The sequence below is a fragment of the Occallatibacter sp. genome (assembly GCF_049802275.1).
Lineage (GTDB): Bacteria > Acidobacteriota > Terriglobia > Terriglobales > Acidobacteriaceae > Telmatobacter.
Genome location: NZ_JBARMD010000072.1, coordinates 1 through 16,088, shown reverse-complemented (window position 1 = coordinate 16,088; position 16,088 = coordinate 1). Strand labels below are relative to the sequence as shown.

At 57.1% G+C, this 16,088-nt stretch carries 9 protein-coding genes; 4 read left to right on the top strand and 5 right to left on the bottom strand.

The features are described 5' to 3' along the window. Positions 1-149: 149 nt before the first annotated feature. From WA354_RS02460 to WA354_RS02440, 5 genes are all read right to left on the bottom strand, one after another. On the bottom strand, positions 150-2,105 hold the full coding sequence (locus WA354_RS02460) for a PAS domain-containing sensor histidine kinase (protein WP_472811427.1): 1,956 nt from the start codon (positions 2,103-2,105) through the stop codon (positions 150-152). 1,099 nt (positions 2,106-3,204) lie between these two features. After that, entirely contained in the window at positions 3,205-4,143 is a 939-nt protein-coding gene (locus WA354_RS02455) for an IclR family transcriptional regulator (protein ID WP_472811426.1), read from the bottom strand. A gap of 132 nt (positions 4,144-4,275) precedes the next feature. Further along, positions 4,276-5,472, bottom strand: a complete 1,197-nt coding sequence (locus WA354_RS02450; protein ID WP_472811425.1) for an alginate lyase family protein — start codon at positions 5,470-5,472, stop codon at positions 4,276-4,278. 30 nt (positions 5,473-5,502) lie between these two features. Beyond that, entirely contained in the window at positions 5,503-6,660 is a 1,158-nt protein-coding gene (locus WA354_RS02445; protein WP_472811424.1) for a glycoside hydrolase family 88/105 protein, read from the bottom strand. Positions 6,661-6,793: 133 nt separating this feature from the next. Continuing rightward, a complete protein-coding gene (locus WA354_RS02440; RefSeq protein WP_472811423.1) occupies positions 6,794-10,219 on the bottom strand; it encodes an outer membrane beta-barrel protein in 3,426 nt (1,141 codons plus the stop codon). Positions 10,220-10,358: 139 nt separating this feature from the next. Here WA354_RS02440 and WA354_RS02435 point away from each other — a divergent pair, with 139 nt between their 5' ends. From WA354_RS02435 to WA354_RS02420, 4 genes are all read left to right on the top strand, one after another. Continuing rightward, positions 10,359-11,711 (top strand): alpha-L-fucosidase, encoded by a 1,353-nt coding sequence (locus tag WA354_RS02435; RefSeq protein ID WP_472811422.1) that lies wholly within the window; start codon positions 10,359-10,361, stop codon positions 11,709-11,711. 123 nt (positions 11,712-11,834) lie between these two features. Further along, positions 11,835-13,493 (top strand): lipase maturation factor family protein, encoded by a 1,659-nt coding sequence (locus WA354_RS02430; protein ID WP_472811421.1) that lies wholly within the window; start codon positions 11,835-11,837, stop codon positions 13,491-13,493. A gap of 17 nt (positions 13,494-13,510) precedes the next feature. Beyond that, positions 13,511-14,938, top strand: a complete 1,428-nt coding sequence (locus WA354_RS02425; RefSeq protein WP_472811420.1) for a phytoene desaturase family protein — start codon at positions 13,511-13,513, stop codon at positions 14,936-14,938. A 94-nt stretch (positions 14,939-15,032) separates the two neighbouring features. Continuing rightward, entirely contained in the window at positions 15,033-16,079 is a 1,047-nt protein-coding gene (locus WA354_RS02420) for a LacI family DNA-binding transcriptional regulator (RefSeq protein ID WP_472811419.1), read from the top strand. Positions 16,080-16,088 lie beyond the last annotated feature (9 nt).

Here is a 16,088-nt window from a genome sequence, read left to right as displayed (position 1 = left end):
CCGCGCCCGCTAAGTACGCCTGCGGCTTCCTTCTCGTGTCCAAATCGAAACCGCCTCGCGGAGCAAATCGAGCCTCACAATTAGACCTCCTCCGCGCGAAGCGCTTCCGATCTTGGATAGCTACAATACGACCGGAACTCGGTTTAAGGTCATTGGACTTGCGCGTTACTCATGGGAATTCGAACGCCTATCTCGGTACCATGATTCAATCTCGAAGCAATCGAAAACGTTCCGTTGACCAGCTTGACTCGCTCGCGCATGCTGATTAGACCGATTCCCCGCCGTTTATTGACCGATTCAACGTCAAACCCGACTCCAGCGTCCTTGATGGTGAGTTGAATCTCCCCTGGCACTCCCTGGAGTTGTACGTCGAAGTGCGAAACATGGCTATGTTTCGCAGCATTGTGCAATGCTTCCTGCAAAACGCGGTACAGGCAAAGGGCAACCTCCGGTGATACGGGGCTCGGCAAGTTTTGGCTCCGAAAGTCAATCTTCAATTTCTGTTTTTCTCCGAACTCGTTGCAAAAATCTTTCATTGCCACCGCAATGCCCAGATAATCCAACTTTGCAGAATGCAGCTGATGAGATAAGGCCTGGATATCAGAGCCTATCTCAGAAGCATGCTTTCGCACTGCGTCCATGCGGTTGACAGCGTCGCCATTCGAGCCCGGAATGTCCTGCCTGAGCCGATCAAGCTCAATGGCGAGTAATGCCATCCGTTGGCTGAAGTCGTCGTGAAGTTCTCGGGCAATGCGGGTGCGCTCGTCCTCTTGCGCCTCAATCAATCTGCTGCCTATGCTGTAAAGCGCCTCTTCCGCCAGTTTGCTCTCGGTTATATCGACACAAGATCCAATGTATCCGGCGAATGAGCCGTCGGGATTGAATCTGGGTACACCTATATCGAGAATCCAATGAAATTCCCCGTCGCTTGCCCGGAGCCTATACTCCCTCCTGAACGACTCTCGCCGATCGAATGCAAGGGTGTAGATTTCCAGACACCGCCGCAAGTCTTCTGCGTGAACCCCCTCCATCCAGCCGTTTCCCAGATCGGCCGACAGGGGCCTTCCAGTGAAATCGTGCCAGGGTTTGTTGAAGTAGGTGCAGAGTTTGTCGGTGCCGGACATCCAGATCATCACCGGAGCCGTGTTGGACATCAGGCGGAACCGCTCTTCGCTTTCTCGCAACGCAAATTCCGCTTGCTTGCGCTCAGTGATGTCTACCGCGACCCCCAGAGCGCGAGGTGGATCGCCATTAGATGGGGAATAGAACTTCCCGCTGACAGCGAGCCATCGTATCGTCCCATCGGTCCGCACCACGCGATATTCCGCTTTGAACTCACTTCGACTTTGCGTTGCATCTGCAAATGTCTTCGATACTCGTCCTCGGTCGTCCGGGTGAAGGCGCTCAATGAAATCGTCTTCGCGCGCGAGGTAGGTATCGGCGCTGATCCCAAGCGTTGTCTGCAAATCGCCAAACCAAATGTTTTGCCCCGTGGCGAGATTCCAATCCCATCCCATTGATTTGCCGGATTCCATGGCCAGGCGAAGCCTGTCGTGGGCCTCCGCGACATCGGAACTAAACTCGCGGTTGGCCAGATAGTTTTCAGCAAATGCGCCGGAAGCGAGAATCAATCCCGCCACCATTACCACCAGGAGACGCATTTCATGGGCTGCACTCGGTTCGCCGGTTCGGAAAAGTTCCCACACACCGACGACGGGAATGGCTAGCACCGAAAACATTGCCAAGAACGAAGTGTACTTGTGGTTTGCAGTGTCCACCGAAACGTCTTCGGCCAGTTTCGCCATCCGCCTGTTGCCTTCGAGACTTATCCAAAGAAACCAAAAGATTGAGGCCGTGAAAACCACTACAGCCAGATTTCTGATGACCGGATAATTCGCGCCGATCCGACCGCCCGAAGGGTCTCTCATGCCCCAGTCCGCCACGCTAAACGCCACGGAACAAATTGAGTAGAGGGCAGAAGCTCCGAACAGGTGCACATAGATGGACTTCCATGGGGATTGGGAGCGGAAAATCAATCTGCCGAGAATGGCGAGCAGCATAGCATTCTCAACAAAGAAGATGACCTCAAAGCGCAGGATTGTCACTGCCCCATGGCTTCCGTACTGATACGGGATCAGGTAAAAGGCATATGCGAAAACCCAGACAAAGAGCAGGACGAGAAAATTTAACGTCGCTCGATAAGGTCTTCGACCAGGCGACCGTAAGTGAGGACGGGAAGCCACCGCCGCGGTCATCAACACAATATGTAGAAATAGTGGAGGATTATCGAAAAGGAATTCCGGCATCTTGGCGTGCAGAGCCACACTGGCTAACCATGCACCCGGAACCAGTGCCCACAGTCCGAATGCCGCCGCGAGAAATGCCCAGAATAACCGGATAGTGAGTCTGCTCCTCGCCGCATTCCGGATAGCAACTCCACTAGCCAAAAGGAGCAGAACGAGGTTGCATATATCGCCGTATCTTATCAAGAGGGAACCTGGCCTCAGATTTAACGAGAAGACCGCAGACTTAGCACGACACCAATAGTCGTGCGACGACTACGGGGCCCTGGATGGTCAGTCAGACAAGATTGATTCGATCCCCCTTTGCGTGGGTTGACTCGCGGATCCCTTCATCATCAAAAAGGCTGCCTTGCTCGCATTTTACCGCAGGATGGATTTCAGGGCCGTTGCGGTGTTCCGGGAGTATCACCGCCAACACTTCCGTCAACCCAGTAACGGCAATTACTGGTTGATCAATACTCCGCACCGTTTGGCATGGGTGATGCTGCGATGTACCCTTGCGCGACTCCTTGGCGCCAAAGCGTCGTATTCGGTGGTGATGGCCATCTCAATGCACCAAGGAGTGGTACCCCAACTTATCATCGACCAATAATTCAAGTGGTCGTATTCTCGTAAACGACTTATTATAAGCAACTTAATTTGGCATGGGATAAGATTTCAGCTTATGCGTAAATTGAGGGCCGAAACTTTCACCCTGTGCGGCCGTTTGATTTCATCTTATGGGGTATCGGATTCCGCAAACTATTGAGAAATAAAGTCTGCAAGTTTCACCTTATGAGTAAACCCACATTGTGTGTCTGTGCTGTGTGTGTCGAATGATGTAAGTGATGGAGCAGGCTTCGGACTGCTCCATTTCTTTTCGGATTCGATTGAAAATGCGACTACAACAACTGCTCGGCTACTACTGCCGTGTAGGTCCGCCTTCGGCCTCTACGCTGAGGGCTGAAGATATCTCCTGGCTGCAACGGATTACATGCTGGGCGATCGCCGGAACGCAATGCGCAGCGAGGCGAGTGACGGAACCGGAGATGCTGACCGCTGCGATGGGATGCCCAGTTGCATCCAGAATTGCCGCACCAACGCATCGAGTTCCAATCTCCATCTCCTCGTCATCGACGGCGTAGCCACGGCGCCGTACACGCTCCAGTGCCTCGAAAAGCTCGGTCGGAGTCGTGAGAGTCTTCGACGTAAAACCAGTGAACTGGATTTTCGAAACAGTCTTTGCAACTTCCTCCGATGGGAGGTAAGCCAGGATCGCCTTGCCCAGGGACGTGCTGTAGACAGGATTCGAGGTGCCGGTGCGCGAACTGATGCAGACTCTTCGATTGATGGGCTCAATCTTGTCGATGTAGACCACGCGCGTCTTGTGCAGCACGCCCAGGTGCACAGTCTCACCCACTCTCAACGCGAGTTTGCGCAGGTGAGGATGGACGCGCGAGCGCAGGTCGATCTGCTCGACAGCACGGCTGCCCATGTCGTAGAGCTTGAGGCCAAGCCGGTAGCGGTTGGCAGGGGCGCGTTCGATCATGCCGGTGCGCTCCAGCGCCATGAGTGCGCGATGTGCTGTGCTTTTGTGCAATCCCATGCGTTGACATATCTCGGCAAGGCTCAGCGAATTGTCGCTCGCGCCAAGCAGATCGAGAATCGCAACCACCCGGTCCAGTCCTTGCAACTGATAGGGATCACCGTGCTCTGGTTGCGTAGTCGCGTTTGCAGCAAGTGGTGCCTGAAGTTTTTTGGGCCGCCTCAAAACCGCTCGCGGCGCAGTAGCGGAAGACGCAGGCCGATGCGCTGACTTTCCATTTCGGGCGGTACTGCTCTGCAGAGACTCCGCCTTCATAAAAATACCTCCACGATGGATGCGCTTATGGGGAGAGCGCGAGAGTGCTGGATCGGACCACCCAGTATAGCGCCGCCGAATTTGCAACGAAATATCAGACAGGATGCTCCATTACCATTTGCAAGCAAATACTTATGAAAGCCACAGCACGGGTTGCCGAATGGGATGGTTGCGAATGACTTCAGGCACTTGCGGATCAGGATCCAGACGCTTCCATAAGTCGAGATATTCGCGGTTGCGGTAAGCGAGTCCGGCGAAGAGCAGGCTTGGCTGCCGCACCGGCAAATCGTCGAAGTATTGAACGTCATGGCGATAGGGCCACGATTGTTTGTTCGCAATGAATGGCGTCATGAAGCGAAAGCAGGCCGCAAGGCCGCGGCCATCGTGTAGTGTGTAGTCCCAAAGATTGTCTGATTTGGTCGACAGGACATGCGCGAGCATTCCAAGGGCGTCGAGGTCGAAGAGCGAGTATCCATAAGGCTTGGTACGTACGAGTTCCAGCGGGAAGCTGCCATCCGGCGCGACTTGCGTAGGAAGGATGTTGCTTTTAAGACGGTCGCGACATTCGCGGACGACGCCGTCATCTCCGGTGAGCGATGCGAATGCTGCCGCCTGGAGAAGCCAGCAGGACCCATGGTTGTTTTTCGCGTCGCGCTCCTTGCGGCCCGGGTCGGAGGTTTGCATCCAGTCAAGGTATTGCGCGAACCAGTTCTTCGTTCCCTCCCAATCGGATTCTGCGAGTGCGCCGCCATTGTGAAGAACTATGGTCGCCTGCGCCACTTCGACCAGATGCAGCGTGTCTATGATGCCCCAACTGCGGCCTGTGCTGACGCCGTGGACGGCTTGCGCATATTGCAGGTTCGGATTCATGCGCGTTGCAGGTTCTATGAACCAGGCACGGAGGTGGGCAGCCGCATGTGCTGCGAAATCGGGATGTTCTGTAAGAACCCATGCTACGGCAAGCGCCGGCGCTTGAATGCTTAGTCTGATCAACAACAGGCGATGCGTGTTGAAGTTGTCGGGATCGGATTCGCCATCGCGATTGATGTAGGGTCCCGTCGGATTTTTCGGATCGGGCCAGAAATAGTCCGCTTCAGAGAAGTAGTCGTGCAGACCGCCTGCACTCCGTGAAGCAGGCGCGGACACGATAGTCTTCGGCGGCTCATGCAGATACCGGCGCGCTGCTGTGAGAACACGCGGGCGCTCAATGATCTCGATGCTCTGACGGGGATGCTCGAGAATATCTTCGGGCGAGTTGATAGTGTCCCCGCGTGCTGCAAGCGCCGCGGCGCCCAGCGATAGAAATTCCCTCCGAGAGAGTTGGGGCATCGATGATCCTTGGTCGCCGATCTCAGAAGCTCACTTCCCAGCAATTTGCGATAGTTCAGATCCTGCAAGCAGAAAGGCGCCGACACCGTAGACATAGCTGGACGAAGGTTTGAATTTGCCCGGCTCGCCGCCGATGGGTTGGATGGAACCAAGCCTTCCGTCTGCGTAAACGTGGGAGAGCATTCCCTGCCAGGATTTCTTGACGACGGGCAGATATTTTTTGCGATCGAGAAGCTTGTTGCGGATCCCCCATGCCATGGCGTACGTAAAGAATCCGGAGCCTGAAATTTCAGGGTTCGGATACGAGCCCGGATCGAGCAAACTGGCGCGCCACACACCATCTGGTTGCTGCAGCCCCGCGATTCGCTCCGCCATATCCTTGAACTGTTTTTCATACCTGGCGCGATCGGGATAGTCGGCAGGCATGCGTTGAAGAACCAGGGCTAATCCAGCGAGAACCCATCCGTTGCCGCGCGACCAGAACACCTTCTGGCCGTTAGCCTCGTGCATGGTCAGGAATCGGTCGTCGCGGAAATAGAGGTGCTCGGTGGGATCGTAGAGCGCGCCCGAGGTAATCCACCATTCGCGATTCATAAAGTCGAGGTAGCGATGATCGCCGGTGGCTACGGAGAGTTGAGCGAGAACCGGTGGCGCCATGTAGAGCGCGTCGCACCACCACCAGAGATTCTTTTGTGGATCGTCCGGTCGCGCCAGCAACTTGTCCAAGCCGTCGCGAGTCGGCGCGATTTCTTCGGGCTTCGGATCTTCGGCATAAAGGGTAAGGTAAGTGAGGCCGATAGCTTCGTCGTCGGCGTGTGCGAAGCGTGGTCCGAGTTCCCAGTGATTGTCGCGCGCTACCTGGAGAACGCGATCGTGATAGCGCTTGTAACCGGTGGTCTTCGATGCAGCCAGAAAGCCGTCGTAGAGCGCAGCAAAGGTCCATTGGATGTTGTAGCGGCTCTCAGAGTGCTGCAACTGCCAGTCGGCGACCTTCTGCATTGCCTTGAGAATGGCCGGGCGCTTCAGATCCGGAGACAAGTCGGTGGCGAGCGGTCCCGGGTCGTCGGGTTGGTCGCCGGCAGCGGCACGCTCGTCAATCGCAGGTGGAGAGGGGCTTTGCGAAAAAGATGAAGTCAGAGGCGAAAAAACAAAGACTGCAAGCGCGATACTTAATAGCGATTTCTTCATGATCCTTCCCGCGATCGGTGGATGCGGCCGAGTGTGAACGCCGGCGAAATCTCTTCCTAATGCAAATGCGGTATGCTCCATTGCTCAAGATGCAAGATGGAGCATACCGTCCTTGATCAAGATCACGCAAAAATCAGAACGTGAGCCTTCCGCCTACCTGGATGATGCGCATACTGGATGCCGACGTTATCTTGCCGTTAAGCGAGGAGGCAAGGTTTGCGGTGGGATTGTTGAGACTCACCATGTTGAAGACGTTTGTGGCTTCGCCGCGAAGTTGAAACGTCAACCTTTCTCCAAAGCGGATATTGCGAAAGATTCCCAAATCCGCGCTGCGATAGCCCGGGCCACGGAGGGAATCGCGCGGCGTATTGCCGTCGGCACCTCCAGGACCAATGCCGCCGGGAAGACCTGGGCCATTGGAGGTAAAGGCAGCAGTGTTAAACCACGCAGCTGCCGCAACCGGACGGCTGCGATGGGGATCGAGGAACGGATTGACGCCCGGAACCATGTTGGGGCGGTTGTGGTTTGCGCTGTCAAAGTTCTTGTTTGAGCCAGTCGTGATTTCGAAGGGTGGCCCGCTTTGGAAATAGAAGATCGGCGAGATCGTCCAGCCATTTGCGAGATGTTTCATCAGAGAATTCGATCCGCGGTAGTATTCGATGTTCCATATGCCGGAGATATTGGCCACGTTGCGCCGGTCGACATCCATCGGGCCCCGCTCCTCCCACAGGTTGGCGAAGTCCTGGGCGGTCATCTGTCCGATGGCAGATTCGTTCGAGCTCTGTAACGCGTGGCTCCAGACGTAGAAGCCATTGAGCATCAGGTTGTGGGTCATCTGCCGCTTTACCGAGACCTGGAGCGAATGGTACGAGGCGGTCTGGTTTGAAGTCAGGAAGATGTTCTGTCCAAGAATGCCGGGATCGTATGGGCGCCGCGCATTGATACTCGTCTGAGAAGTGCTCGCTCCAGGAGCATAGGGAGCGTAGTTGTCATCGATCATCGTGGGCACATCGCGCGACAGCGTTCCCACATACGCGGTAGTGAGGCTAAAGTTTCCGGGCAACTGCCGCTGAATCGCAAAATTCACCTGGTACATGTAAGGCCATTGCACGTTTGTACCAATCGACTCGATACTGGCTGGCTTCAGGAAGCGCGGGCTGCTGGGATTGTAGATGTATGGAAATGGATCGCCAGTCGGGAACGACCCAGGGTTGTTGTACGGATGTGTCAGAGATGTGATGGAGTTGAAAGTCTGGCGGATGGCAAACGGTTGCGCGTTGCCCGGCTGATTCCATTCGTTGCCGCTGGTTGTGCCGAAGAAGATGCCGGCTCCAGCGCGAACCGCAGTTTTTCCATCTCCCCACGGATCCCATGCGAAGCCAACGCGCGGCGAAACGTGATGCCAGCGTGTGGCGACAATGCCGCGTGTAACTCCCTGGTCACCGGGGAATAACATGCCGAGCGGAGCGGAAGGAACCACGGTGGACTGCTGGCCGGGAACAAATGCCGCGGTCAGATTCGACGACTCCACCGGAGGCGTATCGATATCCCACCGGAGTCCCAAATTCGCTGTGAACCGCGGCGTGATGCGGTAGTTGTCCTGCACAAAAAACGCCGTATGCCACGCGCTCATGAGCGTGTGGTACGGAGTATCCTGCTCCATCGTATTTACCTGGCCAGTCACGAAGTCGGCCAGAGCGTTTCCGGTGCTGGTCGGGGCCGAGCTTTGGAATGTGAAGACTCCGAAGTTGTACAGATTCGCGGCGAACATTCCTTTGTCGAGCGCAACCTCGCCGCCATAGATGAGGGTGTGCTTGCCCTTGGTCATCGTGATCATGTCGCGGAATGAGTAAAAGTCTGAGGTCGTAACCGGTCCGGCCAGAGCGCCGCCAGCATTGAAGTATCCGGATACGTTGAGCTGCGGTAAACCCGACGGTCCCTGGATTGTGAAATCCGATCCAAATTTGCCGAGGTCAGTCGCCGGCAAGTTGACGCGCCCGCCTGCCGCTCGCGTAAACGTGATCCAGGCCTGGTTCGCTGTCGACGGGCTGAAGGTATGCACTTCGCTAATGTTGGCGTTTGTCTGATCGGTATAGGACTGGTTGATGTCCCACGGAATCGGTCCACCACCAAATGCGTTCTGGGTGGTCTTCACAAAGAAATAAGTGACCGCGAGATGATCCCTGTCGCCGATCGATTGGTCATATTTACCCAGGTACTCATCGTCGTTCGTGGGACCGGTGAAGAATCCAACGTAGGTGTTCCCGGCGCTGTTGGGCAGCGGAATCAACTTGGCGGTATTCATGATGTTCGCCGCGGTGGGATCGAGCAGGCCCTGGGGAACGCAGTTCGGCTTCGGCGTCTGGCAATTGGGTGCGGAGTTTGTCCCGATCACCTGCGTTTTGGTGCCGGGCACGTTCACCTTGAACGAGTCAGCCGTAAAGTCTCCCAGGCGCTCAGCCGCAGTGGGCATAACGCCGCCAGTGAGCTGTTGGCCGACAACCTGGCGCAGACCGGCATAGCTGAACAGGAAAAACGCCTTGTCGCGCTTGATCGGTCCGCCGATTACGCCGCCAAAGTTGTTGCGGTGGTAAGGAGCCTTCGTTTTTGAATTCCACGGCGTGGCATTAAAGTTTGTGTTCCGATTGAACTCGAAAAGCGATCCGTGGAACTTGTTTGTACCCGACTTTGTAACCGCTGTAATCACCGCACTGGACATGTGGCCGTACTGCGCCGAGAAGTTGCTGGTCTCGACGCGAAACTCCTCGAGCGCATCCGGGTTGGGCAGCTGGTTGCCGTAGTTCCGAATCCCGGTTATGTTGCTGCCACCATCCAGGTAAAAAGAGACCTCGGGGTTGCCGCCATCAATCGATCCGTTAATTTGCACCGCTGCTGACGGCAGGCCAATGACGAAGTTGGGCGTACCGTTGGGATTTGAACTGGGACTTGCGCTGTTGGCTTGCACTCCAGGTGTAAGGGACAGCTGGGCATACGCGTTGCGATTGACCAGCGGCAGGCCGATGATCTCGGCGGGCTCGATGGTCCTGCCCAACACCGCCGTGCTCGTGTCCACGGTGGGTGGTGCCTCCGTCACGGTAATGGTTTGCGTTTCTGTGCCGACCGATAATGAAACCGGAACTGTCTGCGTCTGATCAACCGTTAGAGCGAAGTTCTTTTGTACGTAGCGCCTGAACCCATTGGCGTTGACCTCGAGCGTGTAGCTGCCGACCGGGAGATAGTCAATTCGATACTGTCCGTATCCGTTGGCTATGACCGTTCTGGAAAAGGCGGTTTCGGTGTTGGTGGCCTTCACCGTCGCGCCCGAAATAACTGCCCCTTGCTGGTCGTTTACCGTGCCGACAATTGAGCCGGTTATCTGCTGTGCACGCGACGGGGATGCCGCCAGGACGAGAAGCAGGGTGAGGCATGCAAATCCCGCTGCCAGAAACCCGTTATTCCTCTTGCCTTGGCGGTACTTCGACCTCCAGAAATTGATCATCATCTGCTCCTTGTCGTGACCTGGCTTGAACGTACTTGCCGGTTCTTCGCGCGCTTTCAAGACGGAAGGCGCCGGGAGTATTCTGCGAATCACGGAGTTGGAGTGTCAACGAACATGGGGAACATTCGTTCCGCTGGCAGGGACGGCGATCATAAATTTAATTGCAAGCTGCAACAATATCTTCTTTTTGGGGTTTGAGATGAAGACAATCGATTGGTCGAGGCGTGACGTGCTGAAGGGGACAGGCGCTTCTCTTCTTGCATTATCTTCAGGCGCGCAAGCCGCAGGATTTCAGAACACGCAAGCCGGCAAGGAAAACTCTGCTCCATTGCCGGGCGACTCCAATCGGACCGAGCGCATGAGATGGTGGAAAGCCGCACGCTTTGGCATGTTCATTCACTTCGGCGTTTACTCCACGATTGGGCGCCACGAGTGGGTGATGGAAGACGAGGGGATCCCGGTTTCGGAATACGCGCCGCATGCTTCGACCTTTCATCCGCAACCCGGTTCAGCGCGCGCGTGGGCTCAACTGGCCAGGCAGGCGGGTATGAAGTACATGGTAATGACCAGCAAGCACCACGAGGGCTTCTGCAATTTCGATACGAGGCTCACGAATTATTGCGCCCCGAAGCAGGGACCCGGTCGTGACCTGGTGCGGGAGTACGTTGAGGCGGCGCGCGCGGAAGGCTTGCGAGTCGGTTTCTATTATTCGCTCATGGACTGGCGCCACCCAGACGGGGCTCCCTGTGCAACGAATGAGGAGTCACGCAAGCGCTTCGTTGAATACACGCACGGGCTGATTCGCGAACTGATGACGAACTACGGCAAGATCGATGTGCTCTGGTACGACGTGGCGTGGCCGCTTGACGCGGATGGCTGGGAATCTGTGCGCATGAACGAGATGGTCTTTCAGCTTCAGCCCGGAATCATTGTGAACAATCGCAACAAGCTGCCCGGAGATTTCTCAACGCCCGAGCAACATATCACAGCAGAGACCGGCGGTCGCGCATGGGAAGCATGCATGACGCTGAATGACAGTTGGGGCTACCAGGCAGCCGACGATAACTGGAAAGCCTCAAAGACCGTGGTGCGCAACCTGATCAGTTGTGTACGCGATTCGGGAAACTATCTTCTCAATGTAGGCCCCAAAGGTGATGGCTCGATACCTGAACCTTCAGTGCGCGTGCTGCGCGAGGTGGGCGAGTGGATGGCCGTGAATGGCCACACTATCTACGACTCCGACCCGTGCCAGGTACGCCGCTCCAATTACGCGAGCTTTACGCGAACCGGGAATACGCTCTACATGCATGTTCACTTCTGGCCTGGCGAGTATGTCGCGATTGCCGGATTGATGACGAAGGTAAAGTCGGCGAAGCTGGTGAAGACTGGTGCCGCCGTTCCATTCAATCAGGATGAGTTCCGCGTCCGCTTTACGGATCTGCCGTCGGCGGCGCCGGACTATCCCATCACGACCATTGCGATTGAATGCGAGTCGGAACCAACGCAGGATACGGATTTTGTGCGGAAGAACAAACCGCGGATGGGGGTATAGAGGCTGCGTGGCGACGATTGACCCCGTCACGGGGAGTCGTCTGGATTCGTCGGCCCAAGCCCTTTGCGTGCAGGCAGGCACCGCATGACACCGGGTCCGGCGGCTCGTTAATCTGTTCTGTATATGCAGGAGCACAGCCCCAGCAACTTCGTGCACTGGTGGTTCGACCCGCGCGATGGCGCCCCGGGGCGCCTGGCGCCGCGCTGGATATTCCTGCGCGCTCTAGCGGCCATCTACTTTTCGGCCTTCTATTCGTTGCTGTTTCAGATCAAGGGCCTGATCGGGCCTGAGGGCATTCTGCCGGCGCGCAACTATCTTGCCGCAGTGGCCCAGCAGTTTCCATCGACGAAGCTCTGGTTTGCGCCAACGTTGTTCTGGATCTCCTCAAGTTCGCATGCGTTGCTGGTTGTGATCTGGATAGGTTTGGTCGCGTCAGTTGTGGCGCTTTTGAATCTGTGGCCACGGCTGAGCTTCTTCATCTGCTTCGTCTGCTTTTTGTCGTTTGTCTCGGCGGCCAGTGAATTTTCCAATTACCAGTCAGACGGCATGTTGCTCGAAGCCGGATTCATCGCGCTGTTCTTCGTGCCGCGTGGCGTGATGCCCGGGCTCGGTGCGAGCACGCCGCCTTCGCGCGCCAGCTTGTTTCTGCTGCAGTGGGAGTGGTTTCGTATCTACTTCGAATCGGGCATGGTGAAGCTGGTCAGCGGCGATCGCCAGTGGCGCACTCTAACCGCAATGGACGAGTACTACCAGAACGGCCCATTACCCACGTGGATCGGCTGGTACGTTGAGCATCTTCCGCACTGGTTCCAGGTCGCGAGCGCCGCCGGTACGCTGGTGCTGGAACTGGCGCTGGTGTGGATGCTCTTTATGCCGCGACGCGTTCGCATTATCTGCTTCTTCATTGTTACGCCTTGGGAGATTGGCGTGATCCTTACGGCCAATTACACCTTTCTGAATTACCTGGTGCTCGCGCTCGGCTTTCTCCTGCTGGACGATCGATTCGTGCTGCCGCTCCTACCCATGCGGTACCGAACCGCTCTTGATGCGGCCATCAATCGGCAGACAAACAAATCAGAATTGGCAGAGCCGCCCGACGATAAAGCTGAGACTTCCGCAGATCAGTCAGCGAGCGGCCGGATTCGGCGAACGCTGAGCGATCACCTCAGCGCTATTGGCCTGGCCATCTCCGCAGTGATGCTCACGTGGATTTTCTACAACACGAGCGTTGAGATGCTCGGCATTCCGTTTCGCGGACTCCCGCTGCCCACTTTGCCGATCGCCGCGCTCGAACCGTTCCGCATTGCCAACCAATATGGGCTGTTCGCGGTGATGACCAACGGGCGCTATGAAATAGAATTCCAAGGCTCAAACGACGGTCAGAACTGGACCGCCTATCCCTTCCGCAACAAGCCGCAGGCGCTGAACGAGGCGCCGCGCATATATGCTCCCTACCAGCCGCGTTTCGACTGGAACCTCTGGTTTGCGTCTCTCGGGGACTGGCGCCAGGACCAGATTGTGCTGTTCACTGAGGAGCGGTTGCTTGAGAACGACACGGATGTGCTGGCGCTCTTCAAAGGCAATCCGTTTCTGCAGGCGCCGCCTCGTTTCGTACGCGCCGTTCTGTGGCAGTATTGGTTCACCACCCGGGAGGAAAAGCGGGAGACGGGGAACTGGTGGCGGCGGAAGTATCTTGGGTTATACGCCCCGCAGCTTACCAAAACGCCCGAGGGCCGAACCGCGGTGGTCCAATGGCCTGACGAACTGCCAATCCACAACTGATCTGGGAGAATCAACGAATGAAGCGCGCAAATGTGATCGGCTCCGGCCCGAACGGACTTTCTGCTGCGATCGTGCTTGCAGAGGCAGGCGTCGATGTCGAGGTCTTCGAGGCGGAGGCTGTGCCCGGAGGGGGAGCGCGCACGCTTCCGTTGACGCTGCCCGGATTCATGCATGACTTCGGTTCGGCCGTGCATCCGATGGCTGCGGGTTCTCCTTTTTTTGCGACGCTACCGCTGGGCGAGCATGGACTTGGCTGGATACACGGCGAGGCTCCGCTGGCGCACCCTCTCGACGACGGAACTGCCGTGATGCTGGAGCACAACCTCGCCGACCAGGACAGGGAATTCGGACAGGATGCGCAGGCATGGCGAAGTCTGATCACGCCGCTGGTTGATCATTGGGACCGGTTTGCGCAAGAGGCGTTGGGGCCGGTTGTGCGCGTTCCACGGCATCCTTTGTTCATGGCGCGGTTCGGCATGGCGGCCTTTCAGTCAGCCCGGCGCATTGCTACACATAACTTCGCGCAACCGCGCACGCGTGCCTTGTTTGCCGGGCTCGCCGCTCACTCGTTTCTCAGCCTCGACGACACGCTGAGTTCGGCCGTGGCACTGGTGCTGGGCGCCGCAGCGCACAAGGTTGGATGGCCAGTTCCCCGCGGTGGGTCGCAAAGCATCACCAACGCTCTCATCGGCCATCTACAGAGTCTCGGCGGCAAGGTCTATACCTCATGCCGTGTCGATGCAGAGATCTTTCGCAAGTTGAGCGGACCGGACGCCATCACGCTATTTGATACGTCGCCGCGACAGCTTGTTGCCATTGCCGGCGATCGCCTTACACCGGGTTTTCGCGGTCTGATGGAGCGGTTTAAGCTGGGGCCGGGAGTCTTCAAGATTGACTACGCGCTGTCTCAGCCGGTGCCGTGGCGAGCGGCAGGGTGCCGGCGCGCGATTACCGTGCATCTCGGCGGAACATTCGATGAGATCGCAGAGGCGGAGAACCTGGTATTGAAGGGACAACATCCCGAACGGCCGTTTGTGCTCACGGCGCAGCCATCGCTGTTCGATCGAACCCGCGCTCCCGAAGGCCAGCACACATTCTGGGCCTACTGCCACGTGCCGAATGGGTCCACTGTTGATATGACTGATCGTCTCGAAATGCAGATTGAGCGCTATGCGCCCGGGTTTCGCGACTGCATACTGGGCCGACATGTTTCGACTCCGGCAACCCTAGAAAAAATGAACGCGAATCTGCTCGGCGGCGACATCAGTGGCGGAGCCATGACGATGCGGCAATTCCTGCTACGCCCGTCCGCGCTGACCTACGAGACCAGCGCGCCGAATCTCTTCATATGTTCTGCGTCGACGCCCCCGGGTGGCGGCGTGCACGGGATGTGTGGTTTTCGCGCGGCGAAGGTGGCTCTTCGAAGAACGCGATTCCGCGAATGACTTCCAATTAAGGGCTGCATCACGGCGCCGCGGCATCGATGCGATTAGAATCGGCAACTCGAACGATACGATAAACAGGTTCAGGACGCCTCAGATGAAAGAGCCACGAAGCGGTAAAGGGAGTAGTAAACAACCTCGGCCGCCGGTGAGCCTTAAGCAGCTTGCGGCCCACCTGGAGCTGGATCCGGCAACGGTCTCAGTCGTTCTCAACGATGTGCCGGGCAGGTCGATTCCGGAGAGAACACGCGATCGCATCAAGGCCGCTGCGCGCGAGTTGAACTATCATCCCAACCTTCTGGCCCGTTCTCTTCGTAGCCGCCAATCCAAGACAATCGGCATTCTTGTCCCGGAGCTTGGTGATGGATACCACACGCAGGTGATGAGCGGAATCGGCGACTTTCTCATCAATGCCGGATACTTCTACTTCACCGCGCACCACCGCCATAAGCCGGAGCTGATCGAAGAGTACACGCGGATGTTTATTTCGCGCGGAGCGCAGGGCATCATCGCCGTCGATACGTTGCTCGATCATCCCGTCTCCATTCCATTGGTTGCAGTTGCCGGTCATCGTCGGGTGGAGGGGGTCACCAATGTCGCTCTCGACCACCAGCGCGCTGCCCAGTTGACGCTCTCGCATCTGCATGCGCTGGGGCATCGCAAGATCGCTTTCATGCGCGGCCAGCCATTCAGCTCCGATTCCGAGGCGCGATGGAAGGGCCTTGTCGCTGCCGCGCAGACGCTGGGGATAGCGATTCGTCCGGAAATGGCGGTCACGCTGGTTCGAGACATTTCGTCACCCGAACTCGGCTATCCGGTCGTACAGCAACTCCTGGCTACGGGCAAGCCGTTCACCGCGCTGGTGGCCTTCAACGACATTTCAGCGATAGGGGCAATCCGGGCGTTGCAGGACGCGAACCTGCGCGTTCCTGCGGATGTTTCGGTTATCGGCTTCGACGACATCAAGGCCGCTGGATTTACATTGCCCCGCCTGACCACCATCCATCAACCGCTGGAAGAGTTCGGCAGGATTGCCGGCGAACACTTGTTGGGTCGGATTCAAGGCACACTTCGATTGCGGCAGGAGATTGCCGTGCAGCCGACATTGGTCGCACGCGAGTCAACTGGTCCGGTGCGTCGCTGAGCGGAGATT

Coding starts and splice junctions, on each gene's coding strand:
- WA354_RS02435 (WP_472811422.1), top strand. CDS start 10,359: ATGAAGACAATCGATTGGTCGAGGCGTGACGTGCTGAAGGGGACAGGC.
- WA354_RS02450 (WP_472811425.1), bottom strand. CDS start 5,472: ATGCCCCAACTCTCTCGGAGGGAATTTCTATCGCTGGGCGCCGCGGCG.
- WA354_RS02445 (WP_472811424.1), bottom strand. CDS start 6,660: ATGAAGAAATCGCTATTAAGTATCGCGCTTGCAGTCTTTGTTTTTTCG.
- WA354_RS02455 (WP_472811426.1), bottom strand. CDS start 4,143: ATGAAGGCGGAGTCTCTGCAGAGCAGTACCGCCCGAAATGGAAAGTCA.
- WA354_RS02425 (WP_472811420.1), top strand. CDS start 13,511: ATGAAGCGCGCAAATGTGATCGGCTCCGGCCCGAACGGACTTTCTGCT.
- WA354_RS02420 (WP_472811419.1), top strand. CDS start 15,033: ATGAAAGAGCCACGAAGCGGTAAAGGGAGTAGTAAACAACCTCGGCCG.
- WA354_RS02430 (WP_472811421.1), top strand. CDS start 11,835: ATGCAGGAGCACAGCCCCAGCAACTTCGTGCACTGGTGGTTCGACCCG.